Annotated in this window: 20 protein-coding genes; 18 read left to right on the top strand and 2 right to left on the bottom strand. The window is 41.6% G+C overall.

Going from position 1 to position 21,717, the window contains the following annotated elements; translation table 11 throughout:
* The first annotated feature begins 4 nt into the window (after nt 1-4).
* From Q4549_RS14310 to ppiC, 6 genes are all read left to right on the top strand, one after another.
* Entirely contained in the window at nt 5-685 is a 681-nt protein-coding gene (locus Q4549_RS14310) for an acylneuraminate cytidylyltransferase family protein (RefSeq protein ID WP_303553001.1), read from the top strand.
* 2 nt (nt 686-687) lie between these two features.
* Nucleotides 688-1,902 carry a hypothetical protein gene (locus Q4549_RS14305; RefSeq protein ID WP_303553002.1) on the top strand — a complete coding sequence of 405 codons (1,215 nt, stop codon included), beginning with the start codon at nt 688-690 and terminating at the stop codon, nt 1,900-1,902.
* 6 nt (nt 1,903-1,908) lie between these two features.
* On the top strand, nt 1,909-3,138 hold the full coding sequence (locus Q4549_RS14300) for a hypothetical protein (RefSeq protein WP_303553003.1): 1,230 nt from the start codon (nt 1,909-1,911) through the stop codon (nt 3,136-3,138).
* Between the two features lie 47 nt (nt 3,139-3,185).
* Nucleotides 3,186-4,016, top strand: a complete 831-nt coding sequence (locus Q4549_RS14295) for a glycosyltransferase (RefSeq protein ID WP_303553004.1) — start codon at nt 3,186-3,188, stop codon at nt 4,014-4,016.
* Between the two features lie 235 nt (nt 4,017-4,251).
* On the top strand, nt 4,252-5,418 hold the full coding sequence (locus Q4549_RS14290; protein ID WP_303553005.1) for a nucleotide sugar dehydrogenase: 1,167 nt from the start codon (nt 4,252-4,254) through the stop codon (nt 5,416-5,418).
* Between the two features lie 121 nt (nt 5,419-5,539).
* Entirely contained in the window at nt 5,540-5,818 is a 279-nt protein-coding gene (gene ppiC, locus Q4549_RS14285) for a peptidylprolyl isomerase PpiC (protein WP_303553006.1), read from the top strand.
* An 86-nt stretch (nt 5,819-5,904) separates the two neighbouring features.
* Here ppiC and Q4549_RS14280 read toward each other — a convergent pair whose 3' ends face one another.
* Entirely contained in the window at nt 5,905-6,546 is a 642-nt protein-coding gene (locus Q4549_RS14280) for a glycine zipper family protein (RefSeq protein ID WP_303553007.1), read from the bottom strand.
* Nucleotides 6,547-6,931: 385 nt separating this feature from the next.
* Between Q4549_RS14280 and Q4549_RS14275 the strand changes: the two genes are divergently transcribed.
* The 11 genes from Q4549_RS14275 to Q4549_RS14225 all read left to right on the top strand — a co-directional run bounded on the left by Q4549_RS14275 (nt 6,932) and on the right by Q4549_RS14225 (nt 18,571).
* Nucleotides 6,932-8,239, top strand: a complete 1,308-nt coding sequence (locus tag Q4549_RS14275) for a lipid II flippase MurJ (RefSeq protein WP_303553008.1) — start codon at nt 6,932-6,934, stop codon at nt 8,237-8,239.
* Complete coding sequence (locus Q4549_RS14270; RefSeq protein WP_303553009.1) at nt 8,232-9,329, top strand: glycosyltransferase; 1,098 nt, start codon at nt 8,232-8,234, stop codon at nt 9,327-9,329. The genes Q4549_RS14275 and Q4549_RS14270 overlap by 8 nt, the downstream gene beginning before the upstream one ends.
* 20 nt (nt 9,330-9,349) lie before the next feature.
* Entirely contained in the window at nt 9,350-10,468 is a 1,119-nt protein-coding gene (locus Q4549_RS14265; protein WP_303553010.1) for an O-antigen ligase family protein, read from the top strand.
* Between the two features lie 2 nt (nt 10,469-10,470).
* Entirely contained in the window at nt 10,471-11,541 is a 1,071-nt protein-coding gene (locus Q4549_RS14260) for a glycosyltransferase (protein WP_303553011.1), read from the top strand.
* Entirely contained in the window at nt 11,538-12,638 is a 1,101-nt protein-coding gene (locus Q4549_RS14255) for a glycosyltransferase (protein ID WP_303553012.1), read from the top strand. The genes Q4549_RS14260 and Q4549_RS14255 overlap by 4 nt, the downstream gene beginning before the upstream one ends.
* A gap of 4 nt (nt 12,639-12,642) precedes the next feature.
* Nucleotides 12,643-13,776 carry a glycosyltransferase family 4 protein gene (locus Q4549_RS14250; RefSeq protein WP_303553013.1) on the top strand — a complete coding sequence of 378 codons (1,134 nt, stop codon included), beginning with the start codon at nt 12,643-12,645 and terminating at the stop codon, nt 13,774-13,776.
* The gene (locus Q4549_RS14245) at nt 13,763-14,383 is read left to right on the top strand and encodes a sugar transferase (RefSeq protein ID WP_303553014.1); all 621 of its coding nucleotides are present in this window, start codon (nt 13,763-13,765) and stop codon (nt 14,381-14,383) included. Before Q4549_RS14250 ends, Q4549_RS14245 begins: the two co-directional genes overlap by 14 nt.
* Before the next feature lie 2 nt (nt 14,384-14,385).
* Nucleotides 14,386-15,006 carry an acetyltransferase gene (locus Q4549_RS14240; protein WP_303553015.1) on the top strand — a complete coding sequence of 207 codons (621 nt, stop codon included), beginning with the start codon at nt 14,386-14,388 and terminating at the stop codon, nt 15,004-15,006.
* Nucleotides 15,007-15,087: 81 nt separating this feature from the next.
* Nucleotides 15,088-16,257: a DegT/DnrJ/EryC1/StrS aminotransferase family protein gene (locus Q4549_RS14235; protein ID WP_303553016.1), complete on the top strand. Its 1,170-nt coding sequence runs from the start codon at nt 15,088-15,090 to the stop codon at nt 16,255-16,257.
* A 34-nt stretch (nt 16,258-16,291) separates the two neighbouring features.
* Entirely contained in the window at nt 16,292-18,190 is a 1,899-nt protein-coding gene (locus tag Q4549_RS14230; protein WP_303553017.1) for a nucleoside-diphosphate sugar epimerase/dehydratase, read from the top strand.
* Nucleotides 18,191-18,199: 9 nt separating this feature from the next.
* Nucleotides 18,200-18,571: an AAA family ATPase gene (locus tag Q4549_RS14225; RefSeq protein ID WP_303514465.1), complete on the top strand. Its 372-nt coding sequence runs from the start codon at nt 18,200-18,202 to the stop codon at nt 18,569-18,571.
* Nucleotides 18,572-18,640: 69 nt separating this feature from the next.
* Here Q4549_RS14225 and Q4549_RS14220 read toward each other — a convergent pair whose 3' ends face one another.
* On the bottom strand, nt 18,641-20,422 hold the full coding sequence (locus tag Q4549_RS14220) for a long-chain fatty acid--CoA ligase (protein WP_303553018.1): 1,782 nt from the start codon (nt 20,420-20,422) through the stop codon (nt 18,641-18,643).
* Between the two features lie 605 nt (nt 20,423-21,027).
* On the opposite strand from Q4549_RS14220, the gene galT reads away from it, so the two are divergent.
* Nucleotides 21,028-21,717, top strand: a 690-nt coding sequence (gene galT / locus Q4549_RS14215) for a galactose-1-phosphate uridylyltransferase (protein WP_303553019.1), incomplete at its 3' end; no start/stop codon positions are given.

The following is a 21,717-nucleotide window of genomic DNA, read 5'->3' as shown; positions in this document are numbered from 1 at the left end:
TTAAATGATAATCGGAATAGTACCAGCACGTTCAGGTTCTAAAGGATTCAAAAATAAAAATATCTCCAAGATAAAAGGAGTAACATTACTCGAATTGGCTGTGGATGTTGGTTTAGGTTCTGAACTGTTATCTAATGTATTTGTTTCAACGGACAGCGTTGAATATGAAGCAATTGCATTAAATCGCGGCGCAAAGAGCTTAGGCATAAGACCTAAGTATCTAGCAAGTGATTCTTCTAAAACCATAGATGTTGTTTTAGATTTAATTAGTAAGCCAACTTTCAGAAACGTTACTCATATCGTATTGTTACAACCTACATCGCCGGTAAGAGATAGTAAGTTGGTTGATGAATGTATCGATTTGGCTTTGAAATCTAATGAGTCTGTGGTCACTGTTGCCCAAATAGAAGACCCTCATCCTTATAAGGTGAAAAAAATAACAAATGGCGTGCTTGTTCCCTTTATAGATAACAGTGATTCCGAAACACCTAGGCAACAGTTTTTACCTGCTTACGAGTTAACTGGAGCTGTATACGTTTCAAGCGTTGAGAATATTTTGATGAATAAGAGTTTTTTCTCTGATGGCACTAAATCTATAAAGCATGATTTGTTTGTTAATATTGATAGTGAGCAAGACTTTTTTTTCTTTGAGTTTATGATTAATAAAGGGCTTGTTGAGTTATAAGTATGAAGTATGTAGATTTTTTGTTTTTAATCGAACACGATGACCGAGAAAGTAATACGGTTAAAGAATTGTGTAAGTCTTTAGAAGATAAGGGTTACACTTACCAGATGTTATCAATAGAGTTTCATTCGCATTATTTGTTATTCTTAAAGGCTGGTTGTGTAATATTCCCTTACTCCATAGACTCATCTCGTTGGCCATTGAGTTATTTTACCGGCAAACGCTTTAAGCATACTAAATTTGTTTCTTTAAATTGGGAGCAGTTGTTAAGTGATGCAAATAAAGCGTTTAAGGCTCCTAAAGGGGAGTTTATTCAGCAATATATAAACCACCTCTGTTGGTCCGATGATTTTCAGAGTTTCCTATTGTCGTCTGGCGTGAAAAAGAAAAATACCCGAGTGATTGGTAATCCTAATCACGCTATTCTTTTGGGCTATATGCGACAAAAAGATTTAGAAAAGGTTAATTTAAGAAAAATTTCTGGAATCCCAGACTCTGCTGAGTTAGTTTTCTTTCCAATGAATTATGGATGGGCTTTCTCTAGTGACAAGTTAATAAAAAAGAAGATCGAAATGGGCTATGATAAAAACATAGCTTGGGATTATCGAGATTACTCTTTAGCTTGTCTTTACAAATTTGTATTTTTCTCTAGAGATATCGCTAATGCGGATAAAAATCGATATTTGGTGATTAGGCCTCACCCGTCAATTTCTATAGAACAATATATAGATGTATTTACGAGTAAGATCGGAAAAATTCCTGATAACATTATCTTTTCGAAAGACTATTCTGTACGAGAATGGATTTCGTCTGCCGATATTGTCGGTAGCTCTTGGAGCACCTCTGTTTGGGATTCTGCTGCTGTGGGAAAAAAAGCCTTTTTGTTTACGCCTCTACCTAGACCTAGTTGGTTAGAAACTTATTGGAACTCCCTTGTGCCAAATATTAGCAAACCAAAGGATTTCGCTTTGGTTGAGCAGTTCGATTCACAAGAGTTAGTTATACAGACTGATATGATCGAGAGAATAGCTCATTGGATTATTAACCTTCCCGAGGGTAATCCTGTACAATGTAGCACTATAGTTCCTTTCAGAACTTGTTTTTATTTCGTCCGTTCTTTCTTTCGTTGTTTTTCAGTGGAATTTTTAAACTCATCATTCATTAGGAAAGGACTGTTGCGAGACTACTTTAGGTTTTCATCCAGGACCAATAAGTAAGCTAGAATGAAACGTACTCCATATAAATTTAATTTTATCTCATCGCTGTATTATTTAACATTCTTTTCAATAATGTTCAGAAATACCATTTCAACAACATTAGGTGGAGCTGTAGGTAGTTTTTCATTGGCTTTGCTTTTTTTGAATGTACCGTTGCTAGTTTATGTGGCAGGAAGGCGTAGTGTAAACTGGATCGATGTTTTATTCTTTTTTTATATTTTTTATTTGACTTTCCTGGTTTTGGTGTTTGAGTTAACCGCGTCATTTGGGTCTGGTTTTACAGCGTTAATAGGCTTCTCAAACTTAGCATGTATTTTTTTATTTTGGTTCGTGTATTTTAATTTTTACTCTTCAGAAAGGAATGCGGAAAAAGTTATAATGCTTTTTGTTACAGTAGGCTTTATAAATGCTATAGGTGCAGTTATACAGTTTTACATTTCACCTAGCCTCTTTGGATTAATAAGTAATGGCGTATATGCTGACTCAGAAGTTCTTGAGAATGTAAATGTTACAAGGAGAGCTATCTCCTTTATAGCATCCCCACAATCGTTATCTCTTTATCTGGCATTTTCCTTATGCCTGAGTACTGGTTGTAAGTTGGGTGCTTGGAAAGGGGGAGTGGTTAGATCTGTACTGCTGTTCGCTGGTTTTCTAACCGTTAGCAAAGCGTTTTTCGTTTTTGTTTTTGTCTTTGTTTTATTTAATTATCTAACAGTACGATATATCGGTTTTTTGATTCTCTTGTTATTGGCTTTCTTCATTGGGGTATACTCTTTCCAGGAACACCTAGCCAGAGTCGTTCAAATAGTTTACTTCCTCAATAATATAGACGATTATTCAGCTTACAGAATTTGGGAAGATTCTTTAAATTATGCTCTAAGCTTTCCTGGTCTTTTTATAGGCCATGGAATTGGCGTTTTTTCCAGAGGGGCTCAGCAAATTGGGGATTATGTCATATTGCATGGCTCTACTGAGAGTTTCTTTCTTCAGTTATTAGTTGAAACTGGTTTGTTGGGAACCTCTATCTTTATTATGTTAATGTTAATCTCAGCATTCCGGTTGTATTTTATGAACAGAGTTGTTTTTTCTTGCCTAATCGGGTTTAGTGCTATTAGCATATTTACTCCGGCCGTATATGGGTTCTCCACTGGTCTCGGGTTCTATTTCTGTATAGTTTGGGGCTTGCTTGGACGAAAGGGACTTAAAGTAATAAGGCCAATTCGTGTTAGTTTATGATTGCTTCATTCTATTTTTGGGTTACATACTAGTTGAGAGGTATGCTTTTGTTTCAGGCTAAATCTATAGCATTTATTATGTGCGTATATGGAGGTGATTCTCCGTCTCATTTCAGAGATGCCTTGGCTTCTATTCATTCTTTAAAAACAGAATCTAACTTCCATGTTAGAATATTTTTGCACGTTGATGGTACCATTTCGAGTGAATTGGAAACTGTTATTTTGGAATTTGACTTATACAAAATAGTGAGAAGCCCAAAAAACGTAGGTTTGGCAGTTGGATTGAACTTATTAATCAAATTACTTACTAATGAGAAATACATTTTTAGAATGGATGCTGATGACCTGTGTCGGAAAGATAGATTGTCAGAGCAAATCTCTTTTCTTGATTTAAATGATACTATAGATTTCGTTGGTGGTGGGATTGCTGAATTTAACGGCTGTCCTAGTAATGTAGTTGCCTATAGAAATTACCCAGAAAATGCAAAAGAGATATCAGCTAATCTGAGCAAATCATCTCCTTTTGCTCACGTAACGGTTTGTTTTAGAGGTGGTTTTTTTGAACGCTTCGGGCTTTATCCTATTGAATACCCATTAAACGAAGATGTAGCATTCTGGTTAGAATGTTTAAAGCAAGGTGCTGTAGGAGCAAATCTTCAGTCTATACTCGTTGATGTTCGAATGGATAATGCATACAGTCGAAGAACTTACAAAAAAGCGTTTGTAGAGTTTAAGGTCTACCTTAATGCTGCAAAATGGCTGCGTAGTGGATATGTTTATCCTTTTTTGCGCCTCGTTTTCAGGTTGCTACCTTCTAATATAGTTAGGTTTATTTACAACTCTTCAATTAGACGCTTTTTTCTTGAGAAAAAGCTTTGATTTATTACGTCGCTTGACGCATCGCTCTGTATTGGTAATATGACCCAGTCATCCTTATTGTAAGCGACTATTGTAGAAAACCTGATTAAGTTATAATTATTACGTCTACTTTTAGTGCTTTAAATGTGGGTATTACTTTATTCAAAATCTGTCGTCTCAGGTTTAGGTTTGTTATTATTCGGCGAAGTATATACCTCCCAATTTGTTGTACTGTAATATAAGTAGCGGGTTGTAAATGAAAATTGCGATAGCAGGTACAGGTTATGTTGGCTTATCAAACGCCATGTTGATAGCACAACACCATCAGGTTGTGGCGGTAGATATTGTGCCTGAAAAAATTACTTTGCTCAACAATAAGCAGTCTCCTATTGTGGACACTGAGATAGAAGATTTCTTAGCAAATAAAACACTCAATTTCATGGCTACGTTAGATAAGCAACAGGCTTACGCGAGCGCAGATTATGTAATAATCTCAACGCCAACCGACTACGACCCCGAGACTAATTACTTTAATACTTCATCAGTAGAAACGGTGATTGAAGATGTTCTTGAAATCAACCCTCTAGCGGTAATGGTGATTAAATCAACGGTGCCGGTAGGGTATACCAAATCGGTACGCGAGAAGTTCGGTGTTGATAATATCATCTTCTCTCCTGAATTTTTGCGCGAAGGACGTGCTTTACACGATAACTTATACCCGTCTCGTATTGTGGTGGGAGAGGAATCTGAGAGAGCAGAGGTTTTTGCCAATCTGTTGGTAGAAGGAGCAATAAAGGAAGATATTGATGTACTGCTTACAGACTCTACTGAAGCAGAAGCAATTAAGCTTTTTGCTAACACCTATCTTGCACTACGTGTAGCTTATTTTAACGAGTTAGATACCTACGCAGAAACCCATGGTTTAGATAGCCGCCACATCATCGAGGGAGTAGGTTTAGATCCGCGCATTGGCAGCCATTACAATAACCCTTCGTTTGGTTATGGCGGATACTGTTTACCTAAAGATACTAAGCAGTTATTGGCGAACTACAAAGACGTGCCGAACAATATCATTGGTGCCATTGTAGATGCGAATACCACGCGTAAAGACTTTATTGCTGAGTCAATTGTAAGCAGAAACCCCAAGCGTGTCGGGGTGTATCGTCTTATCATGAAATCAGGTTCAGATAACTTCCGTGCTTCGAGCGTGCAAGGCATCATGAAGCGTATAAAAGCCAAAGGCATAGAGGTCGTGATTTATGAGCCAGTGCTTGAAGAGGATGAATTCTATCATTCTAAGGTGATGCGTAACTTAGAAGAGTTTAAACAAAGCTGCGACGTTATTATCGCCAACCGAATGGTAGACGATATCAAAGACGTTGCAGATAAGGTTTATACTCGGGATTTGTTCGGCAGTGACTAGGGCCTAGCTTGTTGCCCGTTTTTTAAAAGCCAAGATGCAAATCTTGGCTTTTTTGTTCCAAACATCTGCTCACAGCTTCGAGGGCTCGAGTTTTAATTACGTAAATTTATTAGGAGTTGTTATGGCCAATACAGCAGCGGCTTTACACATATTGGTAAAGCATAAAGAGCAAGCTGAAGATATTATTCGTCAGCTTAAAAAAGGGGCTAAATTTCAAACCTTAGCTAAAAAGCATTCTAGCTGCCCGTCAGGAAAGAAAGGCGGTGACTTAGGTGAGTTTCGCCGTGGGCAAATGGTGCCTCAGTTTGATAAGGTATGCTTTGGTGGCGAAATGCTGGTACCGCATTTGGTAAAAACCAAGTTTGGTTGGCATGTGGTTAAAGTGCTCTATAGAATTTGAGCCAGAAGAGTGTCAATGGAACTAGTCAATGCTTGCTAGTGGATAGTAAATGGTTCGCTCAAACAAGCATTGGTAGCGTTAGTAAGTTAAGAGCAAGAGGTTGGTAATTGGTGCTCTTCTCTAATCGCTTTTAATTTGTCTAGCCCTTCAGCAAGTTCAGATTGCGCTTCAAGCACATTATTTACTTCTTTATCTAGTTTGATGATGTCTGCGTAGCTAGCATTCAACTTCTCTACTTCACCTGTTTCTGCGTAGGTGAGAGCTTGCACCCAAATACCGGCTTCTTTGTGGTTTGGGTTGGTTGAGCTAAACGCTATATTTGCATTGCTCAAGGCGCTTGAATAGTCGCACTGAGCTAAGGCTACAATACCATCTACTGCCGGCTCGCCGATTAATGCAACTAATTGTTCTTTAGAAGGCAAGGCTTTACTGTCCGGTTGTGAAGGAGTTGTTGCTTCTGAGTTACTAGCACTTTCTTTGGAGCCTTGGACCGCACCAACTACTGCGCCAGATGCTGCTCCTACCGCTGCCCCTCTAGCTGCTGATTCTAGCGGGTCTCCTCCCCAAATTAGTCCTGATACCAAGCCGCCTGCCGCACCTGCTAGTGCGCCTGTGCCAGCGCCTTCGGCTGTGTTTGCGCAACCTAGCATGTTATACGAGCTTATGATTAAGCTACTAGTAAGTATCAATTTACTAAGAGAAAACTTGGTCTTTGCATTTGTGGTCATCGATCTTCCTTGTATTTAGTTTCTCCTCGTTTATTTATACAACAAATGGCGGCAATAGCGAGCTTTCTCCTTCGAGTGCTAGTTGTTGTTACCTGTATTCAACCCTGATTATTATGGTTGTATTGAATAGTATCATCGGTTGTTCAATTTCGACTTAGCAAAAACCTAGAGTTTAATCCATGACGCTTTTAAGGGTTTAGCTTACCTACATCACGGCTTTAAACATTTAGTATTAGCTTGGTTACCAAGTCATTGGGCAAAAATGTAAATGGTGATAATGTATAAACAATTGTTCATTTAGTTGTACAGAAGTATTAGTGAAAGACTAAACGGAAATTAGTTTTTGCTAACATCTCTCGTTAGCGCTGTTTTATGGAAGTTTTACGTGTTTAAAAAGCTCATGTTGGCAGGTTTATTGTTATCTGCGGTGTCCTTGTTGGGTAAAACCTTGGCATTCTTTAGGGATGTATTGTTTGCTCGAGAGCTTGGCTTTAATAACCAATTAGACAATTATTTAATGCTTTTTACCTTAGCGATGTTTTTGGTCAGCATTGTTACTGGTGCGCTTAATAGTGTGTTTGCCTCTTACATACGCCGTCATTCTCTTTCTTTTCACTCTTTTTACAAGCAATTCTCAGCTTTAGTCTGCTTACTAGTTTTGGTATTTTCCATCTGTTGTCTGTATGTGTTGCCAAGCGCTTTTTCTATATTAAGTAACGCTTCTATATTTGTTGTTTTTTGTTTTGTAGGCGTGACAGCGGCAGGGCTTTACCAGGCCCCGCTAGTTGCCTTACTTACAGCAAAGAAACAACAGGTATTCTTGAGCGTTAGCCAACTAGTATTGCCAGCAATGGGCGTGGTTACCGTTCTATCGTTAATTATTGTGCAGCTACCGATTACTGTAGTCGATCTTACATTGGCGCTATTGTTTGCCTATGTCATTCATTTTGTCTTGTTGTTTGCGCGTTCCCGAAGGTTTCTATCTGATCTTACTGTTAGTGAGCGTGACTCTGGTGAATCATTAAAAGTAAGTAATAAACCCTTATTCAAAGAGTTTGGATGGATAGTGGTGAGCTCTAGTTTATTGGCAACCTTACCCATAGTTGATTTAGCTTTTGCTAGCCAATTAGGGGATGGGAGCGTCAGTATTTTAAGTAATGGCTATAAGTTTGTCACCGTTGCACAGAGCGTATTGGCTATGAGTTTAGGTAGTTTACTTATTCCATACATGGCTGAGTGGGCAGATGATTTAACATTATTGCGTCAACGCTTAATAAAGGCCTTAGGTGCAGCGGGTGGCGTAGGGGTCGCTGTTGGTCTTTTTCTTTATGTAATAATGCCTTTTGCTGTTTCAATTATGTTTAATGGCAGTGAGGTCACTAACTCTCAGTCAGCAGAGCTTAGTGAAGTAGGGCAAGCTTACACATTACTTGTCCCTTTTTATCTCGTGGGGATGGTTCTTTCTCGTTGTGTTGTTAGTCTCGGGAAAGCAAAACTGATGTTAACGATTAATGGTGTGGCCTTTATATTAAATATTGTAATGGATTACTTGATGAGTAGTTGGTTTGGTCTAATAGGAATTGCTTTTACTACTTCAATTATTTATTTGATTTCAGTGCTTATGTTGTTTTGGGTATTGCGTTCGGTATTTGTTAACTCAAGCGGTTTAACCTTGAGGAAACAACATGATTAAGTTGGCTATTTTAGTCCCTGGTTTAGCTCAGGGTGGTGCAGAGCGTATAGCTTGTGAACTTGCCTCTAAGTTGGTTACCGATGAAAGCCAAGTGAGCTTGGTGACTTTATTTGAAGGCTCACCTGTATTTGACGTTAATCCAAAGCTAACCATTCATTCTCTTCGGCATCATCAACAATTTCATTTTAAAGGCGCTGGCGTATTAGAAAACCTGTTAACAATAAAGTCGATTAAACGCTATGTAGCTACACATAAAGTTAAACGCTTAATGGTGTTTACTCACCGTTTGGCTTGTTTGGCGTTTATTGCTACTCGAGGAACGAATACAGAAATTTATTGTGGAGAAGTGAGTAATCCTCTCATCGAACGACATGGGCAGCTTTGGCAAAAGCTCATTCGCTATTGTTATGCTCGTTTCGACCAGGTGGTTCTGCAAACGCAAACTATTGCAGATTCCTTGAACAGTTGGCGGTTAACCCCTTATCAAGTTATAGGCAACAGTACGTCTATTGCTCTTGGTGAAGCCGATACGCGAGTGCTGCCATATAATCAGCGGCTAGTTTTTGTTGGTAGATTAACGCCAGAAAAAGGCCTACAAGATACTTTACATGCTTTGGCTTCTTTACCTCGCACTAAACGCTGGCGTTTTGAGATTTATGGCGATGGGGAATTCAAGTTAGCGTTGGCCGAGCTTATAAAGGAGCTCGGCCTTCAAGATTCCGTCTATTTGATGGGAGCAACTAATCAAGTTAAACAAGTACTCGTTCAAGGCGGGGTATTTGTAATGAGCTCTTACCGAGAGGGCTTTCCTGTGGCTATTCTGGAAGCACAAGCGATAGGTTTGGCTGTGATTAGTTATAAAACCCAGTTTGGCCCTGAAGACATTATTCAACATGAACAAACAGGCTTACTAGTGCCTCTTAAAGATACTACTGCTTTAGCTAAGGCTTTAGAGCACGTAATAGATGCACCTAGTGAGCAAATCGTTGATTGGGGGAAGGCTGCATCAGTAAGAGCCAATACTGCGTATCACCCAGACATCATTTATTCTAAATGGCGTGAGTTGCTGCTATCTGGGTTAGATTCTTGAGTTTTAGCAAGTTACTTCAAATGCTAACAATACTCGTTGTTGCCATGCATTTATCCGCTTTAGATTTATATCTTACACGAATGATACCGGGCTTTTCTTACGTTGCTTTGCTTGGGATTATTGGTTTATCGATACTGCATGCTTTGCTAGCAAAGCGCTTTCAGCTTTACCCCAACACACAATGGTTGCTGTTAAGCATGTTGTTGGTAAACAGCTGTTATGGATTGTCATTTATCGTTAGCCCACCAGTGAATCTTTCGAATGCGGCATTTCCGTGGTTCCATTTAATGTGGCTAATTATTTTGTTTAGTTGGTTTGGAGAGGTGTCGCTAAATACTGTTCAACGATGCTGCTGGATAGGTCTAGGATTTATTACCTTGTCTGTGTGGGGAGACGTAGCGCAGCCGGGATTGTTCTCAAATTTAGATTATCGAGCTGCCGGTTTTGCAGGAGATGCTAATGATGGCGCTAGAGCTGTCGTATTTTCACTTGCCGGAGTATTGCTCTGTAGAGATAGCCGCTCAGGTTTACGGTGGTTTGAATCAGCCGCAGTATTGTTCACTTTATTCACCGTACTCGCTACTGCTTCAAGAAGTGGATTGTTATTGTATTTATTGGTGATTATGGGCTTTTACTCAATGATTTCATTTCGAGCAAAACTAGCCTTTGTACTGTCAGGTGTACTATTTGTGTTAGTGGCTTGGCAGTTTAGTTTAAGTGACAACATTAATTCGCGCGCGTTAGACCGCCTATCACCGTCAAGTCAAAAAGAGCTGGTAGGTAAAGATTCGTCGCGCTTAGATGTAGTGTTTGAGTATTTAGAAATTATAGCCACTAATCCTTTAGGGATTGGTCGAGAAGGGAATGCCGAACGCGAGGTAAATGCGCACAATACGCTGCTAAACATCGGTGCCGAAGCGGGATTATTAGCGGCATTAGGCCTCTTAATGGTACTTGGTTGCCTTGCAAGCCTCACTCGCATATTTCCATTGAGCTTGTGGGGGAGCCTTATGCTGGTAAACATCGGCGTTGTGTTTTCTACGTCGAACGTTTGGTACAGCCGAAGCTGGCTGATGTTTATTGCAATAATGGTAGCAGCAGTGATTCACCAAACGAATAACAACAGACGGATGAACTGAGAGTGAGTAAAAATAGCCAATTACCCTGTGACATACTAATTTTCAGCTCAAGCTTTAACCAAGGCGGAGCCGAACGCTTGGCTGTTACCTTAGCAAATCTGTTGGTTAAACGGTGGCAAGTTCAGTTGCTGTCTATTCGCGATGAAGGACCTTTTAAACAAGAGCTTTCAGATGATGTTAATAGAATTAACTTGAATAAGGCGTCTTCTTTGGTTGCGATACCAAGTTTGGTTAAGCATTTGAAAGTGATACGTCCTAAGGTGGTATTTTGTTCTCAAAGCCATTTGGCTTTTTGTATGGTTTCGGCTATTCGCTTAAGTGGTATCGAATGCAGTTTGGTAGCTAGAGAGGCTTCGTGCCCTTCGGTTAATTTAGCTGGTATTAAATCATCGCTAGTTCGCAGCTGGGTGAAGTGGAGCGGGGCATTTGCCTATAAACGAGCTGATCTATTAGTGGCACCCGCAAGGTATGTGGCTGACGATGTACAACAGTATTTTGGAATTTCTGCCGATATTAAGATCGTGGCCAACCCTTTAGATGGAGCTTTTATCCAAAAACAAGCTCTACAACCCTGTGAACACACTTGGGTAAAAGACGCTAAGGGTTATATTTTGGCGGTTGGCCGGCTAGTTCCTGAAAAAGGCTACAGTACTTTGCTCAAAGCCCTTGCGTTAAGCCAGCAATATCAAACAATTAGATTGGTCATTTTGGGGGAAGGCCCACTAAGAGGTGAGCTAGAAGCTCAAGCTAAGCAATTAGGGGTAGAGGACTTAGTATCGTTGGTGGGTTTTGTCAGTAATCCATTTGTGTACATGAAACATTGTAAAGCGTTTGTACTGAGTTCTTTTGTTGAGGGGATGCCAAACGCATTGCTGCAAGCGCAGTACTTGGGGGCTGATTGTATTTCAAGTAATTGCCCTGGAGGGGCGGGAGAGCTGCTACCTCAGCAAAACTATTTTACTGTAGGTGATGCAACAGCATTGGCTAAATTGATCGTTAACCCTCCAAGCTCAAGTCAACTACGTCGCTCTAATGCTAGCGATTTTGAATCCTTATTTGAGGAACTACTTTGAAGATTGTTCATTTAACCACAAACTTTGCTCTCACTGGAGGGGCTGAGCGGATGCTGGCGAATCTAGTCAATAACTTACCACAGCATCAGCATATTATTATTGCTTTGATGAGTGTGTCTGAGCAAAACAAAGCGCTCATTAAAGATCATTCTCAAGTGGAATTTATTAGCCTAAACGCCCGTGGGCCTTTAGGGATGTTATTTAGTCTTTTCAAGTTGTCAGGCTTATTAAAAAATAGAACAGTATCGTTGATTCAATGTTGGATGTATCACGCTAATGCGATAGGTGGTTTATATAAATACTTGTCTCAGGTAAGTACCCCATTGTACTTCGGTATCCATCACTCTTTAGATAAACTAGAGGATGAAAAGCGCAGCACGCGTTTGGCGCTTTGGCTAGGTAAGTTAACTCAATGTAAAGCAAACAAAATACTATGCTGCAGCCAGCGCAGTGTCAGTCAGCATATCAACTATGGTTATTCAGCTGAAAAGCTACAGTTTATCGCTAATGGCTATGATTTTTCTGCTGCTAGCTTAAAGCCACAGTCAAAAGAAGTGTTGAATATCGGTACAGCAGGCCGTTGGCATCCTGCTAAAGACTACCCCATTTTTTTTGCTGCAGTCGCGCCGTTGCTTGATAAGTATCCATCATTAACATTACGCGTGGCGGGTAGGGATATGGCGACTGCCAATGTAAGCTTAATGGGTCTTCTTAATGACCTTGATATTCCCTTGGCGCGTGTCGAGTTACTGGGTGAACTTAACGATATCGCAAGCTTTTATCGAAGTTTAGATTTATTTGTTTTGCCATCAAAAACTGAAGGTTTTCCTAATGTCCTTGTTGAGGCAATGAGCCAAGGCTTGCCGTGTGTAACCACAGACGTAGGAGATGCGGCGTTTATTCTTAATCATGCTGAATGGGTGGTTAAACCGCAGCAGTCTGCTTTATTAAGCGAGGCTGTTTCGATGATGTTAGCGAGCCCCCAAGAAGAGCGGCAAACCATTGCCAATAGTAATTATCATCGTGTGACAAAGGAGTTTGATATTGCGGATATAAGCCAGCAGTATCTAGATGTTTATCAGCGAGGAGGCTGTTAAAAATATGCGAGTATTAGTTATCGCCAGTTTTGCTGATTCGATCATCGGATTCCGTGGTGACCTGTTACAAGCGATGAAAGACCAAGGGAAAGATGTGCATGTGGCTGCGCCTGATTACACCGAGGAGCAAAAGCATGCCATACAAGGCCTAGGTGTTACTCCCCATAGTTATGGTCTTCAACGAACCGGCTTAAATCCAATAAAGGATGCCAAAAGCCTTATTTCGCTTTATCAGTTGATTAAACAAGTCAAACCAGAGCAAACCCTTGCCTATACCATTAAGCCGGTTATCTATGGGGCAGTTGCTGCACGTTTGGCCGGTGTTAAAAATGTCTACTCAATGATTACTGGCTTGGGTTACGTGTTTACCCAACAGTTAACCGCAAAGCAAAAGCTCTTACATCAGATTGTGTGTACCTTATACAAAGTAGGCTTAGGGTTTTCTAAAGGTGTTTTTTTTCAAAACCCTGATGATGCTGAATTATTCATCAGTAAGAGCTTGGTAGCTAAGAGCAAAACAACATTGATAAATGGCTCGGGCATTAATCTGCAACGTTTTCCTGAGCTTGCTTTACCAGAAATGGACTCAGATAAACCAGAACTTCATTTTTTACTGATTGCTCGTTTATTAAAAGACAAAGGGGTTGCGGAATATGTCGAGGCGGCTAAGCAGCTAAAAACACAAGGTTATTCTTGTGTATTTCATTTGGCTGGATGGATAGACGATAACCCAAGCGCTATATCGCAACAGGACTTAGATTCTTGGATAGATCAAGACTTGATTGAATACCATGGGAGAGTGAGCGATGTAATAGGCCTCATTCAACAATGCCATGTATATGTATTGCCTTCATATCGCGAAGGTACGCCTAGAACGGTACTCGAAGCGATGAGCTGTGCGAGAGCGATTATTACTACAGATGCTCCTGGGTGCAGGGAAACGGTAGTGAATAATCAGAACGGTTACTTAATTAAGCCTAAAAGCGCGGATTCATTAACTACCGCGCTAACAAGGTACCTTGAACAACCTGAATTGGTAAAGCAGCATGGTTTAGCGAGCAGGCAATATGCCGAGCAACGCTATGACGTTAATCGAGTAAACCAGCAAATATTGAATGTGATGAATGGAGTTGATTGATTTGTTTAGGGATAAAGCATTTTATTTTTGTGAGCGCTTACTTGCCGCCGTTGCGTTGGTAGCACTAGCGCCCTTATTGCTCGTTTTATGTTTAGTGGTTGCTATTAAGCTGGGGCGCCCGGTATTTTTTACCCAGTTACGCCCAGGGCTTCAAGGTAACGCTTTTAAAATGATTAAGTTTAGAAGTATGCGAGGTGACAAAGACGCCGATGGCCAATTTTTGTCAGATGCGGAACGTTTGGGAACGTTTGGCAAAATGCTTAGGGCAAGTAGTGCAGATGAACTGCCAGAGCTTTGGAATATTGTAAAAGGCGAGATGAGCTTCGTTGGCCCCCGGCCATTACTTATGGAGTATTTGCCGCTTTATTCAGATGAGCAAGCAAAGCGACACAATGTGAAGCCAGGTATAACCGGTTGGGCACAAATCAATGGGCGTAATGCCTTAAGTTGGCAGCAAAAATTTGAGTTAGATGTTTGGTATGTTAACAATCGCAGTGTATTGCTAGATATAAAAATACTCTTTTTAACCCTTAAAAAGGTGTTTGTTAAAGAGGGGGTCAGTGCTGAAGGCGAGGCGACCATGACGAAATTTACAGGGAACCCATAAATATGAACCTCGCGATTTATGGTGCTGGTGGTCATGCAAAGGTAGTTGTGGAGTTGGCTAAGCAATTAGCTTATCACTCCATTGTGTTGTTTGATGAGCGGTGGCAAAAACTTGAACCTTTAGAAGGGTGCGAAGTCATTGGTGGCTGGCAAGCAATGTTAGACTATTTATCGTCAACTGAGAGCTGCAGCGCTCACGTTGCTATTGGCCACAATATTACGCGATTAGACCGCTTAAAAGCGTTACAACAACTGGGGGTTCGCTTACCTGTTTTAGTGCATCCAAGAGCCTACGTATGTAGTTCAGCTGAGTTAGGTGATGGAAGTGTTGTAATGGCGAATTCAACGGTCAGTGTAGGATGTGAGATTGGATTAGGAAATATCATAAATCATAATAGCTCCATTGATCATGACGTTATTTTAGCCGATGGCGTGCATATAGCCCCTGGTTGTAACCTTGCAGGTGAGGTAAAGGTGGGTCGTGCCACAATGGTTGGAATCGGCAGTTCCGTTATACAGCAAATTATCATTAAAGATCGAGCTATCATAGGGGCTGGCTCGGTAGTGGTAAAAGATGTGAAGCCTGCTGAAAAAGTGTACGGAAACCCTGCCAAAACACACTAATTACTTAGTCCAAAGTTGTAGCTTGTCTATTTTTAACGCATTATAGAGCTGCAAATTTAAAGGATTAAAAATAGTAAAGATATGCAAGATTTCCCTCCTTGGCCCAGCTTTACAGAGCAAGAAGCCCAAGCTGTAAGTAAGGTTCTGTTATCCAACAAAGTTAACTATTGGACTGGTGAACAAGGCAAACACTTTGAGCAAGAGTTTGCGGAGTGGGCTGGAGTTGAGCATGCCATTGCCATTGCCAACGGTACCCTAGCTTTAGAACTCGCATTAAGGGCTTTGAATGTCGGTGAAGGCGATGAAGTTGTTGTCACTTCTCGTACCTTTATCGCGTCAGCCAGTTGTATCGTTAATGTGGGAGCTACCCCGGTATTTGCTGATGTCGATCTAGACAGTCAAAATGTTACCGCTAGCAGTATCTCAAATGTGATTTCAAGCAAAACCAAGGCCATTATTTGTGTGCATTTGGCAGGCTGGCCCTGCGAGATGGACCAGATAAACACTCTAGCAAAACAGCAGGGCTTATTTGTTATCGAGGATTGCGCCCAAGCACATGGCGCGCTTTATAAAGGCAAATCTGTTGGCAGCTTAGGTGATATAGCTGCATGGTCATTTTGCCAAGACAAAATTATGACTACCGGTGGCGAAGGAGGCATGGTGACGACTAGTAGCCGCGCACTCTGGGACAAAATGTGGTCATACAAAGACCATGGGAAATCCTATGATACGGTGTTTAATAAACAACACCCTCCAGGCTTTAGATGGTTACACGAAAGCATCGGCAGCAACTGGCGTATGACCGAAATGCAAGCTGCCATTGGCCGTATTCAATTACAGCGTATGCCTAGTTGGCAACAACAACGCGAGGCGAACGCTACGCTATTGGCCAGCAGCCTGAGAGAATTCTCTTTTATCCGAATCCCTCAAGTGCCTGATTATATACAGCATGCTTATTATAAATTTTATGTATTTATCGAAGTAGATAAGTTAAATGGAATAACTAGAGACCAATTAATAAGCTGTTTAAATGAAGCTGGCGTGCCTTGTATGCAAGGTACTTGCAGTGAGGTTTACCTTGAGAAAGCATTTGATGGTTTAGATGTTTTGCCTAGCAAGCCCCTAGAAAATGCAAAACAGTTAGCGGCTAACTCATTGATGTTTATGGTTCACCCTACTATTACTCGTGAGGATATGCTCGCGGTGTGCGAAAAGATAACGCTAAGTTTACAAGGCTTGCTTGGCCAATAACTGCTAGCGCAAAGATGATCTAAAAGGAATTTAGATGTTACCTCAACTTAATGCGATGAGTTGGTTTGAATTACCGACTCGTAGACAAAAAATCGCCATAGTTTTTGGCTTAGACTTACTCTTTTTAAGTTTGGCTTTCTGGGGCGCATTGTGGGTGCGTTTTGAGTCTGTTCATTATTTTTATGACGTACCAACATGGGTAACATTTGTATCGGTGATCGTTACTACTCTTGCTGGATTTTGGTATTTTGGTTTATATAGGGCTGTACTGCGCTATATAAATGAAAAAAACCTACAGGCTATTTTATTTAGTTTCGCTATTGCCACCTTGCTAATGATTGTCACTTCTTTTTATTTACAAGCCGTTATTCCAAGAACCGCGCCATTTATTTATCTGGCCTTTGGGGTGATATTTTGTGGCGGTACACGTTTTGCTATTCGCTTTTTGTTTGTTTGGTTGGAAAATGCCACTAAGCAGAACGTGATTATTTTTGGTGCTGGGGATAGCGGGCGCCAACTGCTTCAAGCGATTGGCCAAGGCGATGATTTTCAAGCGGTAGCGTTTATTGATGATAAAGAAGAGCTACGTAACTCATTGATTCATGGTTTAACCGTATACCAACCTAAGCAGTTGCCAATGCTTATTCGTCGCTTTCACGCCACCAAAGTACTTTTAGCTATTCCTAATGCTGGTACCAAACGCCGTGCAGAGGTACTAACAGCACTGGCGGATTTGAATACCGAAGTACTGACAGTCCCTCGGCTTAATGACTTAGTCACCGGTGATGCAAAAGTTGATCAAATAAAAGAAGTGGATGTTGAGGATTTACTTGGCCGGGAGTCTGTAACACCAAACGCGCATTTAATGGAAAGTTCTATTCGCAACAAAACGGTGCTGGTGAGCGGTGCTGGTGGCTCTATCGGCTCAGAACTATGTCGTCAGATCCTACAATTTAGACCCGCTCGGTTATTGTTGGTAGAGCGCTCAGAAGTCGCTTTGTATCAAATTGAACGAGAACTTAAGGAGATGCGTGAGGCGCTGGCTTTAAATATCGATTTAGTCCCATTGATGATCTCGGTGCAGCACTTACCACGTTTGAGCGCGATGATGGAGGCAAGTAATGTTGATACGGTCTATCACGCCGCAGCTTATAAACATGTTCCTTTGGTGGAGCAGAATGTGGTTGAGGGGGTATGTAACAATGTATTCGGTTCATACAATATTGCGCTGGCAGCCATAAAAGCTAAGGTCAAAACCTTTGTATTGGTCTCTACTGATAAAGCGGTACGCCCAACTAATGTGATGGGGGCAACCAAACGCTTGGCTGAACTGGTTATGCAAAGCTTAGCCGAGCAGCAATCTGATACGACTATAAGTATGGTTCGCTTCGGCAATGTGCTTGGATCTTCAGGTTCGGTTATCCCATTATTCAAGGATCAAATTCGTAAAGGTGAAGCCCTAACAATTACGCACCCTGACATAATTCGTTACTTTATGACGATCCCTGAAGCGGCTCAGTTGGTGATTCAGGCCGGTTCAATGGCCAATGGTGGTGAAGTATTTGTGCTTGATATGGGTGAGCCAGTAAAAATAGCTGAATTAGCGAAACGCATGGTTCATTTGTCGGGCTTGGAAGTTCGTGACGATGAAAACCCCGATGGAGATATTGAGCTTCAATACACCGGGTTAAGACCTGGCGAAAAACTGTATGAAGAGTTACTCGTAGGGGACGATGAACGCCCAACAGACCATCCTAGGATCCTTACCGCCAATGAGAGCTTTATGCCATGGGACGAATTGATGGCTTTATTTGATGAACTCAATGACGCCTGTGAAGCCATGGATAAAGATGCCGTTATCGCCTTACTTAAACAGGCTCCGTTAGCTTATTGTCAGGAACAAGTTAAGCCTCAATTAAAAGCGGTTTCTTAGTAACGACTTATGACAACACTGACTCTTATTCGTGGTTTACCCGGTAGCGGAAAATCTACTTTGGCAGCAACTATTGATGCGGTGCAATTAGAAGCAGACATGTATTTTGTGAACAAGCATGGCGAGTATCTATATCAAGCGGAACAAATTGCTCAAGCCCATCAATGGTGCCAGCGAGAAACTGAACGAGAGTTAGCCCTGGGAAATGATGTCGTGGTAGCGAATACCTTTGTTCAGCAATGGGAAATGCAAAGCTATAGAGATTTAGCTATAAAATACCAAGCAGAATTAAAGATACTAGTTTGCAAAGGTGAGTATCAAAATGTGCATGGAGTGAATGAGCGAGTGATTGATGCTATGCGCAAGAAGTGGCAAGACTAAAGTTTATGACGGTACATTATCAATAAAAAAGGCGCTTCAAGCGCCTTTTTTATTGATTGCAGGGGGGATTTAAGCAATCCGTTTTTCTGCGTACATCGCACTGATTTGTTCTGCAAAGCGGCTTTCAATTACCGCTCTGCGTAGTTTCAGTGTTGGTGTTAGTTCGCCTTGTTTCATGCAGAACTCTCTAGGCAGCAAGGTAAACTGTTTTACTTGTTCAAATCGAGCTAGATTAGTTTGCACTTGTTTTAGCCTTGCTTGTATTAGCTGCTTAATTTCAGCATTTTCTAACAATTCATTGCGGTGCTGCCACTTAATACCTAGCTGTTTGGCATGTAGTTCTAGCGCTTCAAAAGCGGGAACAATTAAGGCCGATACAAAGTGGCGAGCATCAGCAATAATAGCGACTTGTTCAAATAAGGGCTCGCGAATTAATGCGCCTTCAACCCTTTGCGGGGCAATGTATTTTCCGCCTGAGGTTTTCATTAACTCTTTAATGCGCTCGGTAAGTACTAGGTTACCTTCAGCATCTAAATTCCCTGCATCACCCGTATGTAACCAGCCGTCGATAATGGTTTCTGCGGTGCCTTGTGGCTTATTAAAGTAGCCGCGCATTACCGTGTCGCCTTTGACTAGAATCTCTCCTTGCTCGGAAATTTTTATCTGCAAGGCCTCTAGGGGTTGGCCAATGGTGCTAATGCTTTTCTGTGTTTCGCTATAACAAGAAACAGTGGCGGTAGACTCGGTCATTCCATAGCCGTAATTAATTGGCACATTCAAACTTTGGAAGAAACGGTTTATGTCATCTGCCAGTCTAGCGCCAGAGCAGGGCAGTAGGCGTGCAGGGCCAAAAATGGCTCGAAGTTTTGACAGTACTAACTTGTTGGCTAAACGATAACGTATGTTTAACCAAGCAGAAGGCTGCACTTGTTGTTGCTTAGCGGTTAGCCGAAGTTCAGCTACTTTTAAGGCCCAATGAAACAGTTTCTGTTTAGAGGCTGAAGCAGTGGCAACTTTTTGCAAAATTGCTGCATGAATTTTTTCGTATAAGCGAGGCACGCTGCACATTAAGGTTGGCTGGCTGCGTGGCAAGGCTTCTTGAATGAGCGCGGGGTCTTCCAAGTATACGTTGGTTGCACCCCGATACAGTACGTAATAAGTCCAAGCGCGTTCAAATACGTGGCTTAGCGGTAAAAAGCTAAGCGACACATCTTTATTGTTCACACTTAAACGTTGATCGTGCATCGCAAACGCTGCAGCAAAGTTAGCATGATCGAGCATTACACCCTTAGGCTCGCCGGTGGTGCCCGATGTGTAGATGAGTGTGGCTAAGTCGTCCATTTTTAGGTTTTGTTGGCGCTGCTCTAGTTCATCTGCGTCAATAGTTTCGCCTAAGGCAAGCAATTGCGGCAAGCTCATCACGTTTTCTTGTTGAGTATGCTCGCTTTCTTCAAAACAGATTAAGGTTTCTATTTGGCCACTTTTCAGTAGTTCTAAACCTATTTCTACTTGCTCAGCTTGACCTACAAACAAAATCTTACAGCCAGCGTCTTTTAGAATGTACTGGCTTTGATCCAGGGTATTGGTAGGGTAGATAGGAACTACACAACCTCGAGCAGCCAAAATACCCAGGTCAGTTATTGTCCACTCAGGCATATTAGGTGACATAATTGCCACACATTGCTCTTCCTGGTGACCTAAACCAATTAAACCTTTTGCGACTAGCGTCCATTGCTGAGAAAAATCTGTCCATGTAAAGCACTGCCAAGCTTGGTTGCGCCAAATTTTTAGCGCTACATTCTGAGCTTGCTGCTTAACTTGTTCGCTAAGCAAGGTAACGATGTGCTGCATGTATTTTACCTTTAAACGGATGAGGGCGAGATGCCACAATAAGGCGGCTATTTTAGGTAGTTTTACTTGGGCGAACAAGTGTAAGCTCAACATAATTGAAATTATATTTTGCTTTATTCTGACTCTGTGAATATAAAGCCTGTTAACTGCTAATAACTCATTGAAGTTACAATGTTTTATATGGATTTATTGATTAATGATGAACGAATATGAATGACGAGCTTCATAAAACAGGACTGAACCCTATAAGAAAAAGTAAACGTTATCCTTCTATGTGTTTTTATCTTTCTAAAACTCCCCTTAACTCTGTTTGTCAATTTGTCGCGACGAATAACAGCCTCGAGTAATAACTAAGGGGCCGTAACTATAGAGAGATAGCCCATTTTTAGACTTATCGTTGATGATTTAACTATTAAAATTGGAAACGTTTTCCCTTTCGTGCTTCAATATATAGATAAAGAGTAGAGCGAATTACTTTTACTTGAAATCTGGGGGCTACTCCGGCCTGCCATAGGCGGCCAAGTAGGGAGCTTTCGGGAGGCGGCTCAAGTATTGGTTTTTGCATTATCGGACTCGCCAAGTAGTAGCATTTTAGTGGAGCCTTCATGTTAAACACAGACTTTGACCCTACCGAGCATCCGCATCGCCGTTATAACCCCTTAACGGGACAGTGGATATTGGTGTCGCCGCACCGCGCTAAACGCCCCTGGAGCGGCCAAGATGAAGCGCCGTCTACGGCGACCTTGCCGAGCTACGATGCCGGCTGTTTTTTGTGTGCTGGCAATACCCGTGTATCGGGTGATAAAAACCCGGATTACACAGGCACCTATGTCTTTGGTAATGACTTTGCCGCACTGATGACCGATTCACCCAGCGTACCCGCTGCCACCGACCCCTTGTTTACCAGCATGGAAGCTCGTGGTTTAAGCCGAGTGATTTGTTTCTCGCCAGACCACAGTAAAACCCTGCCGGAGTTATCCACCACGGCAATTCGTGGGGTGATTGATACCTGGAATGAGCAAATCGAAGAATTAGGTAAAGACTACCTGTGGGTACAAGCCTTTGAGAACAAGGGCGAAACCATGGGCTGCTCGCAGCCTCATCCACATGGCCAAATCTGGGCCAACAGCTTTCTCCCTAACGAGATTGAGCGTAAAGACCAACACTTGCGCGATTATACCGCCCAGCACGGCAGCAACTTGCTGGTGGATTACGCTACTCGAGAGCAAGCCGATGGCAGCCGTACCGTGGTGGAAACTGAACATTGGATAGCAGTAGTGCCGTATTGGGCCGCT

Source organism: Agarivorans sp. 2_MG-2023 (genome assembly GCF_030548085.1).
In the GTDB taxonomy this organism is placed as follows: domain Bacteria; phylum Pseudomonadota; class Gammaproteobacteria; order Enterobacterales; family Celerinatantimonadaceae; genus Agarivorans.
This window is presented reverse-complemented; position numbering and strand designations above follow the sequence as displayed.

Bases quoted from the DNA above. Each gene is read 5' to 3' on its own strand.
- Q4549_RS14310 (WP_303553001.1), top strand. From the start codon at position 5: ATGATAATCGGAATAGTACCAGCACGTTCAGGTTCTAAAGGATTCAAA.
- Q4549_RS14305 (WP_303553002.1), top strand. From the start codon at position 688: ATGAAGTATGTAGATTTTTTGTTTTTAATCGAACACGATGACCGAGAA.
- Q4549_RS14300 (WP_303553003.1), top strand. From the start codon at position 1,909: ATGAAACGTACTCCATATAAATTTAATTTTATCTCATCGCTGTATTAT.
- Q4549_RS14290 (WP_303553005.1), top strand. From the start codon at position 4,252: ATGAAAATTGCGATAGCAGGTACAGGTTATGTTGGCTTATCAAACGCC.
- ppiC (WP_303553006.1), top strand. From the start codon at position 5,540: ATGGCCAATACAGCAGCGGCTTTACACATATTGGTAAAGCATAAAGAG.
- Q4549_RS14280 (WP_303553007.1), bottom strand. From the start codon at position 6,546: ATGACCACAAATGCAAAGACCAAGTTTTCTCTTAGTAAATTGATACTT.
- Q4549_RS14270 (WP_303553009.1), top strand. From the start codon at position 8,232: ATGATTAAGTTGGCTATTTTAGTCCCTGGTTTAGCTCAGGGTGGTGCA.
- Q4549_RS14265 (WP_303553010.1), top strand. From the start codon at position 9,350: ATGCTAACAATACTCGTTGTTGCCATGCATTTATCCGCTTTAGATTTA.
- Q4549_RS14250 (WP_303553013.1), top strand. From the start codon at position 12,643: ATGCGAGTATTAGTTATCGCCAGTTTTGCTGATTCGATCATCGGATTC.
- Q4549_RS14245 (WP_303553014.1), top strand. From the start codon at position 13,763: ATGGAGTTGATTGATTTGTTTAGGGATAAAGCATTTTATTTTTGTGAG.
- Q4549_RS14240 (WP_303553015.1), top strand. From the start codon at position 14,386: ATGAACCTCGCGATTTATGGTGCTGGTGGTCATGCAAAGGTAGTTGTG.
- Q4549_RS14235 (WP_303553016.1), top strand. From the start codon at position 15,088: ATGCAAGATTTCCCTCCTTGGCCCAGCTTTACAGAGCAAGAAGCCCAA.
- Q4549_RS14230 (WP_303553017.1), top strand. From the start codon at position 16,292: ATGTTACCTCAACTTAATGCGATGAGTTGGTTTGAATTACCGACTCGT.
- Q4549_RS14225 (WP_303514465.1), top strand. From the start codon at position 18,200: ATGACAACACTGACTCTTATTCGTGGTTTACCCGGTAGCGGAAAATCT.
- Q4549_RS14220 (WP_303553018.1), bottom strand. From the start codon at position 20,422: ATGCAGCACATCGTTACCTTGCTTAGCGAACAAGTTAAGCAGCAAGCT.